The organism is Kribbella sp. NPDC051620, assembly GCF_044453825.1.
Lineage (GTDB): Bacteria > Actinomycetota > Actinomycetes > Propionibacteriales > Kribbellaceae > Kribbella.
The window spans coordinates 363,601-378,016 of sequence record NZ_JBITDB010000001.1; the positions used below are offsets into that span (position 1 = coordinate 363,601).

The following is a 14,416-nucleotide window of genomic DNA, read 5'->3' on the forward strand; positions in this document are numbered from 1 at the left end:
AGCCTCTTGTCATTAGCCAAGTTCGTCGATCTGACTACAACGGAGCCCTCCGTCGCGGTTAGGTTGCGCGGGCCGGAAGCACCAGGAGCGTCCCGTCGCTGTGCTTCTCGATCTCGATGACGACCTCTGCGGTCGAGGCTGCGGCGGCTACTCCATCACCAAGGGCTCTGAGCCGATAGGACGTCTCAAGGAGGCCATCAACCTGCCCTCGAGTCATCACCCTGTCGATCAGGCCCTGCGGCGGTCGCAACTCAAGGGCCGAGAGTCGTTGGAGCACGTTGTCGATGCGGGCTTCCAACTCGTCGATCCGCTGATGGTCGACGCGGAGGCTGCGGACAAAGTTTTCGAACGGGTTGTCGGGGTCGCTCTGACCAGCCTCCACTCCCTGCAAGACGACTACGCGACGCTTCAGCGCGATGGCGAGGGCGCCAGCTCGATATGGGTGCGGAACTCGCCGCCCTCCTTACTGATACCGGGAAAAGCAGTCTCCAGATCGGCGACTTCGATGCGGTTGTCGACGATTGAGCCGAGGGCGTCTTCCCACTTCTGCACCCGCCGGGCGGCCTTCTCCGTTGCCGTGCTGATCGCATGAACAGCTGAGTCGAGGCCGAGCGATGCTCCGACCTTTCCCCGATCCAGCAGCAGCGCGGAGGCCTTGTCGATGGCGTCGCGGCAGCCGTCGAGCTCACCGCGCTCCTGCTCCAGCCTGTCGTCATGCAGCTTCTCCAGCAAGTCGGCGATGTGCTCGATCGCGTTCCGGCGCTGCTGGTCGGCATACGCGGTTGCGCCGACCGCGATCGCCATCAGAACCAGCGGCGCTGCGACAGTGATCGCACCTCCGGCAGCGACAGTTCCGGCGGCGGCGCCGGCCCTTGCCGAGCTGCGCGGCAACCTTCGCCGGCACCATCATCCGGTAAAGGACCTCACCGGAATCAGCGACCCGCGCGACCGCAGGCACGTTCTTCGCATTCGCTGCCACGAGGCGCGAGAGCTCCAGCGCGAGAGGACTCACAGCGTCGAGCGGCAGGCCCGCTGCGCGATCGCGCAGCTTCGGCAACGGATGAGCCTCCAGCGTCACCAGCGGGACCGACGAGAACGCCGCGAGCTGTAGCCTTCGTGTCGAAGGACACGCGCGTCATCTCGTCATGATGCCGGATGCCTAGCTGGCCAAGTCGGGGTCGGATGAGTCGGGAACGGCTTGGTGCAGGAGCCGAGCAGACCTCGATTTGAAGGCTTCCTCAACCAGTTCAGGTATGGACAGCCGACCAAGACGGCGTCGTAGCAGTGGCCGGCTCCACATATAGCGCCGCCATCCGACCCTGTAGTGAATCACCGATGCGAACAGCTGAACTGCGACCCACTCGGCGGGAGGAACACCCGATGGTTCCTCATTGGCCCGGGGCTGACCTGCGATGTTCATCGCTCCGCCGGTAGTTACCGGACCAGCCGCCCAGGCCTGCCTGGCATGTACCGTCACCTCAGCTCGCAGCGACTGGACAAGATGGTTGAAGACATGTCCCAGTTCGACACTGTCCGCCGCAACCCAGGCGGTGGCATAAGCGAGCGACTCCTGGATCTCCGCGCCCAGCGCCTCCAAGCGCGCAAGTGTTGCCGGCTCGTCATCGACACGTCGGCGGATTCGCAGCGGGAACTGACCCCAGGCATTGAGTGCCTTCGCTGCGTCGGCGTACCCGGATCGAACGGCGTCGGTCCGCGAGTTGGATCGGTCGAGCACCTTACCCACCATCGTGCCCACGACGGAGGATCCGAGTGCGACTGTCGCGATCGTCGACCAGGCCGTGAGGTCGGATGATGCCGGCATGGGTTGTCTCCTGGAGGCAGGCGGTATCTGGCGGCCGCACGCATCGTTAAGACAGAGCCGAAGCAGTGCGCGCGACCGAGCCGGAAGACTATCCTCCATCGGGTGCGTACGATCTATCAGTTCATGTGGGGATACCAGCATCACTTCCGGCTATCGCTGGAGCATACGGCGCAGTACGCTCTCAAGAGAATCGGTGTTGACCTGAAACCGGTCGCGATGCTCGTCGGATTTCGTGCGACTGAGGAATCCCAACGACTGCCGATTTGTGTCGAGCCTGAGACCGGGGATGTACAGCCCGAGCATCTTACAACTGTGGTTGCGGACGGCCAGGCGAATTATGTGGCCAGCCAGGAATTTCGAATGTTCCATTCGGATCCCCAATTGAATGAGATCCGTCATGCGGGATACAGAGACCGAAGTCGGGCTGATGCCTTGGGAGCGGCGCTGTCGATGGCTCCTGGTGGCAGTGATCGAGTGTTTTTTGTTGGCTACTCGCAGCGCATCGAGGAGCACGAGGTCCATCCAGTGCTTTCAGTCGACAAGAAAGAATTCGAGTCCCTGCCGCGGTTGACAACGTCCACCCATACCAATATGCCGATGACAGTCTCACTTCCGTTCGGAGTCATCCAGAACGTTCTTCGCCTTGCGACACGGTGCATGGCGTCCGGGGAGGCTCCGCAAGGTATCTCGAGTCTCAGTGACGCTTCTGATCGAGACGCCGTCCTTGCCGCTGCGCGATCGCTGGTCTATTCCGTAGCCACAATGACGGGGAATTTCTTGGCGCACAGTTTGTACGACGCGTTGGGCGAATTGGTGACGATGCCCTACGAGGGGCGCGCCGGTGCGGGAGGGATCTGTCTGGTTGACAGGCGCCACGCGAATATCTCGACCGTCGTAAGTTTACAGACTCCAGTAAATATTACCGCTGAGCGGCAGTTTCGCAAACTGTTGGAGATCACCGCCCCAGGTCTGGATCTTCTGTGCGATGGAGAAGAGGTGTATGCGCTTGGCAGGTTGAAAGAAGGCTACGACCAAACTTCTGAGAATGCTTTCCGGATCGCTGTAGTCGCTCGCGGAGCCTGGGAGCTCGAACATAGCGGGGTCGGATTGATGAGGGTCGAACACGGAAAACCGGTCGTCCCGCGGCCGCGAATTTCAGAAGAACGGTTCGTTGACACGGTGCGGCGTGTGTTCGCCACAATCAGTCAGGACGACGCAGCCCGCCTCTGGAAGGTTGCGCTGATCGCCTCCAAGGCCGCTCATGGGACGATGTTGGTGATCACGGAATCCGCAGAGGAAGAGGTGGCGCGCCTCGCGCCGCAGGCGGTGGCCATCGTGCCCCAAGTGCTTGAGCCTGAGGTGTTTCATTCGCTCACTGCGATCGATGGGTCGCTCCTGCTGGCGCCTGATGGCACCTGCCATGCCGTGGGTGTGATCCTGGACGGCTATGCCGCCGGGGTGGGCGACGCAGGTCGAGGAGCGCGATACAACTCCGCGATTCGCTATTCGCGAACGACGAGCCTTCCGTGCGTAATCGTCATCGTTTCGGAGGACGGCATGATTGACATCGAGCCGGAGCTCGCGCCGCGGGTGGCCGCAGCCGCGGTGGAGGAAGCGGTTCGCGATTTCGAAGCAGCGGTCGACGGGGAACCACTGAACTTCGAGGCCATCTCGAAAGCTCGGCGGGAGGTTGAGCGACTCTCGTTCTACCTCGATGCCGGGCAGGTCGAGCGATCGAACCTGGCGACAGAACGCGCTGAGGACCTCCGGCAGCAATCATCCGGCATGCGGATCCACCTGGCGGCCTTCGAACTCGATCCGCGCATGAACGACGACTATTTCACCGACTAGTCGGTACAGCTGGATCGGGGCTGCTCGGACGCAACGCCTGACGAGGGTGTCTCTGCGTTATCGAAGGGGCGGCGTCGACCCGCAAAATTGTGGACTGATCCGCGAGGTCGTTCGGTTCAAGATGGGCGAGCAGGGCATCGTAAGACAGATAGTGCCGGTCGCTGCTGGCAGCGCTCATCTGGTGGTGTTAGAGCCTCCAGCGTGTCCTGCTCGAAGTCGAGCCGTCCGGGCGTGGTCAAGCCGTACCAGCCCCGCCACGGAGTGTGGGTCGCGTTGAGGCGGCTAGTCTTCGTCGGCGATCTCGTCAGGTCGGGTTTGGATGCCGACCACGCCGGGGATGGCCGTCAGTTCGGTCACGAGTTCGCGCAATGAAACCTTGCCGCGGAACCGGCAATTGACCGTGACGATGCGGTCGCCGTGAGGTCCTTGCGTCAGCGATGTTGAGACGATCGCGGCATTGAATCCCATGTCGGTAGCTGTCGCGAGTACGGTGCGTAGCACACCGTCGCCTTCGTGGTACCGGACAGCAAGGACTTGTCGCCGGTCCGTTGTCGGGAGTACCCGCCCGAGTGGCGCGAGTCCGAAGATCGTCACGAGGTGCAGGCCGGTCAGCGCTGTGGCGATGACTGGCATCCCGGCGGCGCACGCCATGCCGATGGCTGCGGATACCCAGATCGTCGCGGCCGTGGTCAGGCCGCGGACGATGTCGCGGCGCATGAAGATCACGCCGGCTCCAAGGAAGCCGATACCCGAGACAATTTGCGCGGCGATGCGTGACGGGTCGACGACGACGTCGGACCCGACTACGCCTGCGAATCCGTAGGCGGAGATGAGGGTGAAGACCGCGGAGGCCATTCCGACGAGCGTGTGGGTACGCAAGCCTGCGGCCTTCTGGTGGTACAGGCGTTCAAGGCCGATGATCGCGCACAGCACGAAGGCCAGGCCTAACAGTTGAAGCTCGGTCGTCGTCGTTCCAGTCCAGGCCCAACCCATGCTCAACCCCTCCGCGGGTTTCGCCTCGATGTACCGCCCGAGGCCGCGGTGCGACGACTGCACTGCCGTTCGACAACCACGGTGTGGGTGGGGTGAAGCGAGGATGAATTTCGCATAGCTCCCTCTTCTCGGATCGTCCTGGTGGTGGTAGCGTCCCGCACTGGGACCGGTCCCGGGACCGGTCCCAGTTTGGCCCGCTACGAACCATATCTCCTCGGAAGGCATGAAGATGCACCATTTCAAAGGCCCGCGCGGGCCCCTTGTACTGGCCGCGGTCATGGTGACTGTCGCCGCGGCCCTCGCCGGTTGCTCGTCGGGTTCCGCGGGGTCGTCAGGTGGTGGCTCGGCCACAGTGAGCCTGATGATCTGGGATCCGGCCCAGAAGGCAGGTGTGCAGAAGGCCGTCGACGGTTTCCTGGCCACCAATCCGGACGTCAAGGTTTCGCTGGAGCAGGTGCCGGAGGATCAGTACTACACGAAGCTTGATGCCTCGCTTGGTGCCGGCGAGGGCCCGGATGTGATGTGGCAGAGCTCGCGGGCCCCTGTCTACGTCGAAGGCGGCGCCCTGGAGCCGCTGGATCAGTACATCGAGAAGGACAAGGTGTCCATGGGCGCCTACCCGGAGAAGCTCGTCAACTTGTACAAGTTCGACGGCAAGCAGTACGGGATCCCCAAGGATCAGGACGTCTGGTCGGTCGTCTACAACGCGGCCGTGTTCAAGAAGCTCGGCGTGACTGACCTTCCCACCGCTGGGTGGACGTGGGAGGACATGCTCCGGATCGCGGGGGAGATCAAAGCGAAGCAGACTTCGTCCGCCGACGTGCCTCTGTATTACAACTACGACTTCAACCGTGGAGTGGGCAGCCTCATCCACGCCCTCGGGGGCACCGTCGTCAAGGACGGCGCCGGCACCGTGTCCTCACCGCAGGGCATCAAGGCGTTCGAGATGATCAAGGACCTGCAGGACAAGAAGCTCATCCCGCCGGTCAAGGACTCTGCCGACTTCAAGGGGACGCAGTCCTTGCTGTCGGGCAGCATTGCGATGGCGAAGGTTCCGTCCTGGGAGCTGTCCTTGCTCGCGCAGGCCAACGTCGCGAGCGGGACGTTCCAGATGGTCCCGCAACCCTCGGTCAACGGGTCGCGAGCGACCGATACCAACGGGCTGTCCTACGTCATGAACGCCAACTCCAAGCAGAAGGACGCGGCGTGGAAACTCATCAAGTACCTCACCTCCGATGAGGGTGCCCAGCTGCAAGCCGAAGGTGGCGCGTCCTTCCCCGCCAACGTGTCTGCTGGTGTCAAGGAGGCGTACTACAAGGCGAACAGCAAGATCGACGGGATGCAGAAAGCGTTCGATGTGACGCTCGAGCAGAACTACCTGCGCACCACCACCGAGTTCCCGAAGATCCGCGCGGTCATGCCGGAGATCGAGAGCACGGTGGCCGGGCCGTACTACGCCGGGTCGATTTCCGCGTCGGAGGCGGCGAGCAAGGCCGACGCCATCCTCACGAGGTCACTGAAGCAATGACCAGCCTCACGCTTCGGCGCCCCGAGGGCGTCAAGGAGGGCCTGCGTCGCCCCACAGTGCGGCATGCACCCGGCCGGCGGGACGCCCGGATCGGCTTCCTGTTCCTGCTTCCCCTTTTTGCTGGACTACTGGTCTTCCGCTTCTACGGCTTCGGCTACAACGTGTGGCTGTCGTTCAACAAGGCCGGTGCCTTCGGAACGGCGAGGTTCACCGGGCTCGCCAACTACCAACGGTTGCTCTCCGACAGCCAACTGTGGATCGCGTTGGGCAACACGTTCAAGTTTGCCGCGTTCGTCGTGCCTGGTGTGGTCGTGGTGTCACTGCTGTGCGCCACGCTGATGCAGTACAGGTTCCGCGGGCAGTCAGCGTTCCGAGCCATCGTGTTCCTGCCGGCAGTGTGCCTCCCGACGGCAGCCATCTTGTTGTTCGGGTGGCTGTTCCAGACCCGGTACGGTCTCATCAACGCCATCATCCAGGCCGCCGGTGGCTCGCCGGTCAGCTGGTTCGGATCCCCGGCCGGTGTCACTGTCGTCATCACGGTGATCGTCGTCTTCTTGTCCTTCAGCGTCCCGACGATCATCCTCTATGCCGGCATGCAGGAAATCTCGTCCGACATCTACGAGGCGGCCACCATCGACGGTGCTGGGCCGGCGCGCCAGTTCTTCTCGCTCACTTTGCCGCTTCTCAGCCCGTCGCTGTTCTTCGTCATCCTCACCACGACGATCGGCACACTGAAGCTGTTCGACGTGGCCTACATCTTGTTGCCGCCAGAGCAGTCAGCTTCAGTGAATTACGGGCTCACGGCCGTCTACTACTACTACCAACTGGCGTTCCTCAACGTCGGTGACCGTGGCTATGCCTCGGCCGTCTCCTCCCTGCTCTTCGTGCTGATCCTGGCCGTATCGATCGTCTTGTTCCGTCTGCAACGTCGTTTCGTTCACTACGGGGAGGACGGCTGATGCTGCACCGACATCGCGTCCGCTGGTGGACCGTCGCCGTCGTTGCCGCCGTCGGTCTTCTGATTCTCGCGCCGTTCGCCTGGATGGCCGCCACAGGTTTGATGACGCCGGGCCAGACCCTCCTGGTCCCACCGAAGCCGATACCCGATCCAGCGACCCTCGACGGGGCCCGCGGGGTGTTCGACCGGATCCCGTATCTGACGCTCTTTGGGAATACCGTCGTCGCGTCGGTTGGACGGGTGATCGGAACGCTGGTCATCTGCACCCTCGCCGCGTATGCGCTCGCCGTCATCAAGGTTCCGGGAGCGCGGGTCATCCTGGTCACCGTTCTGGCCCTGATCATGGTCCCCGGCGACATCTTTGTCGTCCCGAACTTCGCGATCATCTCCGCGTGCGGCCTCACCGACACCCTGGTGGCCTTGTTCCTGCCGTCGATCTTCGACGTGTTCGGGGTGTTCCTGCTGTATCAGTTCTTTCGCGGCATCCCGCGGGAGTTGGTCGAGGCGGCTCGGATGGATGGCGCATCACACCTGCGCATCCTGAGCACGATCGTTGTGCCGATCGCCCGCGGCGGCCTCATCACACTCGCGATCTTGACTGTCCTGTCCGAGTGGAAGGAACTGCTGTGGCCGATCGTGGTCAACAGGTCGATCGACAAGCTGACCCTGGGACCAGGAATTGCTCTGCTCCGCGGCTCGTACACCACTGACTACAACGTCTTGATGTCCGCCGGTGTACTCGCCGCACTGCCGATGGTCGTCGTCTTCCTCGTCCTCCAGAAGCGATTCATCGCCAGCGTTGCGCGAAGCGGTCTGAAGTGACCGGCGCCTGGTGGACGAACCTCACAGAAGGGACTGAACAGAAGATGGCAAAAGTCCGCACCTCGCAGGCGAAGGTCGGCGTGAAGTACACCTCGCGAGGGCCGGTAGCATGAGTCCCGTGCCCAGCAGCGCCGACGCAGACTCCCCAGACGGCGTTTTGGTGGACGGCGACCCTCAGGACGACAGCCGAAGAGCGAGCACGATCCGTGATGTTGCGCTGTTGGCCGGCGTGTCGAAGTCGACGGCGTCTCGTGCGCTGCTAGGACAGCCTGGAGTCAGCCGGAAGAACCTCGAAAAGGTGCGGCAGGCGGTCCAGCAGCTCGACTTTGTCCCGAACCAGATCGCTCGCAGCCTGTCGGCGCCGTCAACGGCAATGCTGGGTCTGTTCCTGCGGAACTCGGAATACCCGTTCTATGGCCATCTCGCCAAAGGGTTCACCGGCGAAGCGGGGACACGCGGGTACGAGGTGTTGACTGTGTCCTCGTTCGATCAGGCCGACGAAGCCAACTACCGGTCGCTGATGGTTCTCGCCGGTCTTCGGGCAGCCGGGATCGTTGTTGCCTCACCGGTTGTCGACCCGCTGACGATACGGCGTATCGCAAGCCAGGTTCCGCTGGTTCTCGTCGGGCAGATGGGCCAAGCATCCAACCCCGACGTGCCGTTCGTCGCTCCGGACCCCGACGACGGGGTAGTGCTCATTGAGCACGTCACCGCGCTCGGACATACCTCCGTTGCCTTGACCGCAGTCCCGCCGGAGCAATCTCCCACCCAGTGGGTCCGGATCGAAAGGATGCGCAGCCACCTCGAAGCCCGAGGTATTCGCCACCGCCTCGTCATTGTCGAACCGGATACCAACCTGATGGACGTGCTCTCCGGGCTGCACCAGGAGTCGGTGACCGCGGTGCTGTGCAACAACGACTTCATCGCACTTGATGTGCTCGCCGCGGCCGCGAATCTCGGGCTGTCGGTTCCTGGCGATCTGTCGGTCGCCGGCTTCGACGGGCTCCCGCCCCTCGACCACGAGGCCCTCGGGCTGACCACCTTCCGCGTTCCGACAGCTGGCTTGGCGACCGCAGCAGTCGATCTCGTGCACAAGCTGATCCAGGGCGACGAACTCGAGAGCCGCGAAGTATTCGTTCCCGGTGACCTGCTCGTAAGCCGCACAACGGGACCGGCGCCCGCACACTAGACCGTTCGTGACGCGTTCTGGCGGGTGACGGCCGAACGCGGACTACACCTCTACGCCGTGCTGCGTCGATTCGCCCTGCCCACATCGGCAAACACAAGGCCCGCATCGCCAATCCCGGCCCGAACAAGACTGACTATCCGAGGCGGTATCCGACTTGACGAACCTAGAAACCCAACAACTACTGAACATCGCTCGAAGCAGCGCCAAACGGGGCGGCGAGCTGGCCGCCAAGATGCGCGCTGATGGAATCAGCATCGCGTCGACGAAATCGAATCGACTGGACATCGTCACCCAGGCAGACACCGCGGTCGAATCACTGATCCGCAGGGACCTGGCAGCCGCCCGCCCGGACGATGGCTTTCTCGGCGAAGAGGGCGAACCGACACGTGGCACGTCAGGAATCTCCTGGATCGTCGACCCCATCGACGGAACCGTGAACTACCTGTTCGGATCGCCCTACTACGCGGTGTCGATCGCCGCGACGACCCGCGAGCCTGACGGCCGGCGTCGTACCTTGGCCGGCTGCGTCTTCGCCCCCGAGCTCAACGCTGAATACACCGCGACCGCAGATCAGCCAGCTGTCCTCAACGGACGCGAACTGCGCGTCGATGACCAAGTCACCCTCGCCGACGCCCTGGTCGCCACCGGCTTCGGCTACGACCACAGCAAGCGCGATCGTGTCGTTGCCGCGATGGCTCGGCTCGCCCCCAGGATTCGCGACTTCCGGCTCAACGGTGCCGCATCTTTGGAGATCTGCGCAGTCGCCGACGGGCGACTCAATGCCTGCTTCCTGTGGGACCTTCCCGTCTGGGACTACGCGGCAGCAGCACTCATCGCCACGCGCGCCGGCGCCCATGTTCAAGGCGGGAAGGACTCGCCCCGGACACCGCTCCTCCTAGCCGCGCCCCCGCTGCTCGCTGACGCGATCACACCACATCTGATCCACCGATGAACGTCCAGAACCGCCGAACGCGCCCAACACCACCTGAACCAAACCCCGATCTAGGAGACACGTGACCACACCACGGACATTCGTCCTCGCTGGGCACCGCGGAAACATGGCTGCGGCGCCAGAGAACACTCTGCTGTCTTTCGCCAGCGCGGAAGCCGTCGGCGTCGACGAGAACGAACTCGACGTCCAGCTCACTCGAGACGGCGCCCTCGTTGTCCTCCATGACCGCACCGTCGAACGCACCGCCGCGACCTCGACACCCCATCTGCGGACGCCCATCGAAAACCTGACACTCGAACAGATCCGAAGCGTCAACCTAGGCCAGGACCAGCGCATCCCGACACTGGACGAGGTGCTCGACTCGACGACCGCCCTGCTAAGGATCGAAATCAAAGCGCTGGCCGCGGCACAGCCTCTTGCCGACCTGTTGAGCCGGCGCTCCGAAAGCGATCAAGCACGATGCATCGTGACAAGCTTCAGCTCCCTGTCATTGGCCGACTTCGTCAGCGCAAGCACCGGCCTGCCGCGAGGCGTCGGCCTTCATGTTCCGGACACCGACAGCAACTGGCGCGACGAGGTCAAACGGATCGGCGCATCAACGGTTCTGATGCCCTTCCGCGCGCTGACACGCGCACTCGTCGACGACATCCACCACGACGGGATCCGGGTAGAGGCGTCCCTGATCGAAGGACCCGCCGACATCCGCACGATCCTCGAGCTCGACGTCGACGCATCCGCTTCAAACGCACCCGGCTACGCTCGCGACCTCCTCAAAGCGTCCAGCGAATTCACAAACCGCTTTCCCTCGTTCGGACAAGGCAGACCCATCCATGCAAACGCGACTTGCTAGCTCGGCAACTCCGTTGATCGCGCGAGGCCGTACGACGAGTTGGCTGCGTCAGGCCCCTCGCCCGGCTTGAACGTGGTGTGTTGGTTCCCCACGGCGGCTGGTTTCAGTCGGTGGTTGCCGTGTTGCCCGGTTCTGATGATGGTGGGCCGGCATGGGTGGCCGGCTGCCGGCGGCGTCGGGCGAGCCGTCGTAGCTGGGTGAGTCGTGCGGTTCCGATCAGCATGGTCACGATGCCGACGCCGACGCCCGCTATCAGCAGTGCCATGGCCAGCGGTAGTGAGCCGTCCATCCAGAGGAAGCTGATCTGGACGGTGCGGGTGTTTTGCAGCATGAAGACGATCAGGACGACCGCAGCGAGGGCTGCGGCGCAGATGCCGACCCAGGCTGCCCCGGCGCGGGTTCTCGGTACCTGTGTCGTAGAGGCGCTCGGTGTCACGACGGCAGGATCCGCGGGTGACGGTGGGATGTCCACAACGTCTCTTTGGTCGTCCGGCTCCGGTGGTAGGCCGGGTGGGGTTGCGGTGGCCCGTTCGGCGGGGGCGCGGTGTCTCGAGGTGCTGCTGCGAGTGCGACGTAGTCCGGACATGGGTCTTCTCCCTGCACAGGCGCCGGGTGTGGCTGGCACCTCAGGAGCGGAGTGTCGTCGGTCCCGGATATTTCCACAGTACGCCGCGGAGCCGGCTCGTTGGTGCTGTCGCGTGTGATGACCGTCCTGGGTGCGACCGGTCGGCGTTGGCCCAGTCCGCTGCAGTACTGCCGTTCGCCGCGATGTGTTCGGGGTCAGCTGGGCGTGTCGACGTTCAGTTCGCGGATGGTGAGGGCGCGGAAGGTTGCTTCGCCGTCGTTGACGAACAGGCGGATGTGGTCGTCGGCTGGGAGGGGGAAGACGCGGTGGGAGTGAACGTCGCGGCCGTCGTCGATGAAGTACTCGACGCTCGAGCGGTCGACGAGTATGCGGATGGCCAGTCGTCCGGTCGTGGGGTCGATCGGCGACTGCGATTCGCCGCCGGTCGGGTTCACGGTCGGGCGGCGGTTGACGTAGGCGAAGGGGCCGTTCAGGTAGGCGCCGACTGCGACGTGGCGGCCGCCGCCGTGTGGTGCGCGGCGTAGTTCGAAGCCGATGTTGGACGGCGGCGACGTTGGATTCCACTCGAGCTCGCACGACAGTTCGTAGGCGGTGGCGCGCACGTCCAGGTCGCGAACACCGGAGAGGCGTACGTCGCCGATCCGGTGCGTGCGAGTCACATAGTCGTGCAGTGCCGCGGTGGGCGACGAGGCTAGCGCGTAGCCCGTGCCGGTTCGCAGCAGCCGGACGTCTCGCGTGATCATGTCGTCGCCGTTGTAGCCGTCGGTCACGAGTGAGGGAGTGTTGTGTGGGTAGTCCCAGAAGTTGGCCCAGCCGATGGCGTGCCGGAGTGCTGGATTCTCGTTCCCGTTCGCGTCATGGTGCGGGTAGGTGACGGCGCCGTAGAAGTCGAAGCCGCAGTCGAGCCACTGCGGTGCGTCGGCGTCGGGTACGAAAGATGCGCCGTCGAATGCCCCGATCCAGTACGCGTAGGTCGCGGGCAGACCTCGGGCCTTGCCGTTCGCGCTGACGCCCAGCACCCAGTGTTGCGTTCCGTCGTCCGCGGTCATCGTGAACAGGTCGGGACACTCCAGTAGCCCGATGTCCGTACGCCGGTACTCGCCGGCGAACTGCCATGAGTGCAGGTCGAGGGAGACGTAGAAGCCGATGCGTTGTCCCTCGGCGTTGGCGAGGACCCAGTGCGAGCGGTCGGCATCCCAGATGATCTTCGGGTCGCGGAAGTCACGGACACCAGGATTCGGCAATACCGGGTCCGTCGGACCAGCCTGGAATTTGCGTCCGCCGTCTGTCGAGTACCACAGGTACTGCGCCTGCACGCCCTTCGGCGCCTGCGTGACCAGCGCGATGATCGCTCCGTCTCCGTAGCCGGCCCTGCCATGTTCATCGACGACGACACTGCCCGACCAACAGTCGCCGTTGCCGTCGCTGCTCTTCGGGATCGCGATGCCGCGGTCGCGGAAGCGCACATGGTCGCGCGTCGTCGCCAGCCGCCACGCGGTGCCTGGCCCGCCGTTGAGGTAGTCGGCGTTGTAAAGGTAGTAGTACAGATACTCACCATTGACATAGATCGGCCGCTGCGGGTCGTTCTTCCAGTTGTCAGGCACGCTGAAGTGGTATGTCGGCCGGTAGGTCGGCCTACGAGCCTTGCCTGGTGCGCCGGCCGGCCCGGTCGAAGCGTCTGCGGGCGGGCTGAAGAACACTGCTGCCGCGCCGCCCAACGCGAGGCCGCCGGCGCTTGCCACCACGCCGCGGCGAGAGATTCGGGGATGGGTCATCGGGGTCTCCGCTCGTTTCTGCTAGGGAATTGGGGGAACGGCGCGTGCGGCTCGAGCTGGTACCAGTAGGCGACCGAGGAGACGTCGTCGCTGCGCTCGAACAGGTCCGGGCCGACTTGTCCGATCTGCTGGACGGTGACGCGCAGGTCTTGCTCGAAGTGGATCGGGTCTGGCAGGTGCCACCGGTACATGCCGTGCACGGGCGCCATGGCGGTCGTGTACACCGCCTGTTTCGACGTATCGCGGGTGGCGTACTGCGGGTACCCGGAGAAGGGCGCGCTGAAAGTGAGCACATCGGGCTCGACGGTCGAGCTGAGCTGGTCCTGGAAGGCCCAGGCACCGCCTGCGTAGTCTTCGGTCCCGGTTCCGCAGATCGTCGGATACTCGTCGTCGCCGTCGAGATAGAACTTCACTTCGCCCTCGCCCCACCAGTAGCGCTCGAGGGCGGTGATGCTGAGGAAGGTACCGACGTAGGCTCCACGGCCGCGGACGCCGTCCAGGATGGTGTAGTCGATGCCCGGTTCGGTGGGGTTCTGCCTGCGCCATTGGGCATGGAACCGACCGGTGTCGGTGGGTAGGGACTCGCCGAGCTGGTAGTCGATCTGGAAGAAGAATCCTCCGACTTCCACCGGGTGTTCGTTGGTGATCGTGATCCGCGCGGCGGTCCCGAACGGCATCGGGAAGTAGCAGTTCATGCCGCCGGTCGGCGCGACGGTGATCGGCGCCGAGGTGATCAGCGCCCGGGTTCCCGCGCCACAGCAGAAGAAGTCGCCGATCGGTACTTCGACCGACGGGGTGTCCTCGCCGTCCCAGTAGGCGCGGAGGACGAGATCGCGGAGAACGAACCCGACGGCGTCGGTATGGTCGGGCAGGGTGAACCAGAGGTGGGTGATCCGGCCGCTGCCCTCGATGTGGGCGAGCTCGGTGGTCTCACCTGCGGGCAGGGTCAGACACGGCCGGCCCTTCCGGCCGGCGCCGAGTTGTGAGGCTGCCCGGCCGCCGGCGCCTTTGGCGCCGGTCGGGTTCTCGGCGGTGATCGAGCGGCTGACCACTCCCGGCCGAATGGTGGGTGCGAACTCGTACAAGTTGT

Annotated in this window: 14 protein-coding genes; 7 read left to right on the forward strand and 7 right to left on the reverse strand. The window is 64.1% G+C overall.

The genetic code is table 11. The features are described 5' to 3' along the window. Positions 1 to 58: 58 nt before the first annotated feature. From ACIA12_RS01685 to ACIA12_RS01695, 3 genes are all read right to left on the reverse strand, one after another. Positions 59 to 391, reverse strand: a complete 333-nt coding sequence (locus tag ACIA12_RS01685) for a hypothetical protein (RefSeq protein WP_396364861.1) — start codon at positions 389 to 391, stop codon at positions 59 to 61. 17 nt (positions 392 to 408) lie between these two features. Continuing rightward, positions 409 to 804: a hypothetical protein gene (locus tag ACIA12_RS01690; RefSeq protein WP_396364862.1), complete on the reverse strand. Its 396-nt coding sequence runs from the start codon at positions 802 to 804 to the stop codon at positions 409 to 411. Positions 805 to 1,159: 355 nt separating this feature from the next. After that, complete coding sequence (locus ACIA12_RS01695; protein ID WP_396364863.1) at positions 1,160 to 1,822, reverse strand: hypothetical protein; 663 nt, start codon at positions 1,820 to 1,822, stop codon at positions 1,160 to 1,162. A gap of 102 nt (positions 1,823 to 1,924) precedes the next feature. On the opposite strand from ACIA12_RS01695, the gene ACIA12_RS01700 reads away from it, so the two are divergent. Next, positions 1,925 to 3,673, forward strand: coding sequence for a DNA integrity scanning protein DisA nucleotide-binding domain protein (locus ACIA12_RS01700; RefSeq protein WP_396364864.1), 1,749 nt, complete (start codon positions 1,925 to 1,927; stop codon positions 3,671 to 3,673). A gap of 282 nt (positions 3,674 to 3,955) precedes the next feature. Here ACIA12_RS01700 and ACIA12_RS01705 read toward each other — a convergent pair whose 3' ends face one another. After that, positions 3,956 to 4,666, reverse strand: a complete 711-nt coding sequence (locus ACIA12_RS01705; protein ID WP_396364865.1) for an MgtC/SapB family protein — start codon at positions 4,664 to 4,666, stop codon at positions 3,956 to 3,958. Between the two features lie 361 nt (positions 4,667 to 5,027). Between ACIA12_RS01705 and ACIA12_RS01710 the strand changes: the two genes are divergently transcribed. The 6 genes from ACIA12_RS01710 to ACIA12_RS01735 all read left to right on the forward strand — a co-directional run bounded on the left by ACIA12_RS01710 (position 5,028) and on the right by ACIA12_RS01735 (position 10,965). After that, positions 5,028 to 6,194: an ABC transporter substrate-binding protein gene (locus ACIA12_RS01710; RefSeq protein ID WP_396364866.1), complete on the forward strand. Its 1,167-nt coding sequence runs from the start codon at positions 5,028 to 5,030 to the stop codon at positions 6,192 to 6,194. After that, positions 6,191 to 7,153 carry a carbohydrate ABC transporter permease gene (locus ACIA12_RS01715; protein WP_396364867.1) on the forward strand — a complete coding sequence of 321 codons (963 nt, stop codon included), beginning with the start codon at positions 6,191 to 6,193 and terminating at the stop codon, positions 7,151 to 7,153. Before ACIA12_RS01710 ends, ACIA12_RS01715 begins: the two co-directional genes overlap by 4 nt. After that, positions 7,153 to 7,974 carry a carbohydrate ABC transporter permease gene (locus tag ACIA12_RS01720; protein WP_396364868.1) on the forward strand — a complete coding sequence of 274 codons (822 nt, stop codon included), beginning with the start codon at positions 7,153 to 7,155 and terminating at the stop codon, positions 7,972 to 7,974. Before ACIA12_RS01715 ends, ACIA12_RS01720 begins: the two co-directional genes overlap by 1 nt. A 118-nt stretch (positions 7,975 to 8,092) precedes the next feature. Further along, on the forward strand, positions 8,093 to 9,163 hold the full coding sequence (locus ACIA12_RS01725) for a LacI family DNA-binding transcriptional regulator (protein WP_396364869.1): 1,071 nt from the start codon (positions 8,093 to 8,095) through the stop codon (positions 9,161 to 9,163). A gap of 154 nt (positions 9,164 to 9,317) precedes the next feature. Continuing rightward, positions 9,318 to 10,115, forward strand: coding sequence for an inositol monophosphatase family protein (locus ACIA12_RS01730; RefSeq protein ID WP_396364870.1), 798 nt, complete (start codon positions 9,318 to 9,320; stop codon positions 10,113 to 10,115). Between the two features lie 61 nt (positions 10,116 to 10,176). After that, positions 10,177 to 10,965 carry a glycerophosphodiester phosphodiesterase gene (locus ACIA12_RS01735; RefSeq protein ID WP_396364871.1) on the forward strand — a complete coding sequence of 263 codons (789 nt, stop codon included), beginning with the start codon at positions 10,177 to 10,179 and terminating at the stop codon, positions 10,963 to 10,965. A gap of 103 nt (positions 10,966 to 11,068) precedes the next feature. Here the strand turns inward: ACIA12_RS01735 and ACIA12_RS01740 are convergent, their stop codons facing one another. The 3 genes from ACIA12_RS01740 to ACIA12_RS01750 form a co-directional block, all read right to left on the reverse strand. After that, positions 11,069 to 11,437 carry a lipopolysaccharide assembly protein LapA domain-containing protein gene (locus ACIA12_RS01740; RefSeq protein WP_396364872.1) on the reverse strand — a complete coding sequence of 123 codons (369 nt, stop codon included), beginning with the start codon at positions 11,435 to 11,437 and terminating at the stop codon, positions 11,069 to 11,071. A gap of 308 nt (positions 11,438 to 11,745) precedes the next feature. Further along, complete coding sequence (locus tag ACIA12_RS01745; protein WP_396364873.1) at positions 11,746 to 13,326, reverse strand: glycoside hydrolase family 32 protein; 1,581 nt, start codon at positions 13,324 to 13,326, stop codon at positions 11,746 to 11,748. After that, a complete protein-coding gene (locus ACIA12_RS01750) occupies positions 13,323 to 14,411 on the reverse strand; it encodes a glycoside hydrolase family 172 protein (protein ID WP_396364874.1) in 1,089 nt (362 codons plus the stop codon). Before ACIA12_RS01750 ends, ACIA12_RS01745 begins: the two co-directional genes overlap by 4 nt. Positions 14,412 to 14,416: the final 5 nt, after the last annotated feature.

Bases quoted from the DNA above. Each gene is read 5' to 3' on its own strand.
- ACIA12_RS01745 (WP_396364873.1), bottom strand. From the start codon at position 13,326: ATGACCCATCCCCGAATCTCTCGCCGCGGCGTGGTGGCAAGCGCCGGC.
- ACIA12_RS01690 (WP_396364862.1), bottom strand. From the start codon at position 804: ATGGCGATCGCGGTCGGCGCAACCGCGTATGCCGACCAGCAGCGCCGG.
- ACIA12_RS01710 (WP_396364866.1), top strand. From the start codon at position 5,028: ATGATCTGGGATCCGGCCCAGAAGGCAGGTGTGCAGAAGGCCGTCGAC.
- ACIA12_RS01720 (WP_396364868.1), top strand. From the start codon at position 7,153: ATGCTGCACCGACATCGCGTCCGCTGGTGGACCGTCGCCGTCGTTGCC.
- ACIA12_RS01715 (WP_396364867.1), top strand. From the start codon at position 6,191: ATGACCAGCCTCACGCTTCGGCGCCCCGAGGGCGTCAAGGAGGGCCTG.
- ACIA12_RS01705 (WP_396364865.1), bottom strand. From the start codon at position 4,666: ATGGGTTGGGCCTGGACTGGAACGACGACGACCGAGCTTCAACTGTTA.
- ACIA12_RS01695 (WP_396364863.1), bottom strand. From the start codon at position 1,822: ATGCCGGCATCATCCGACCTCACGGCCTGGTCGACGATCGCGACAGTC.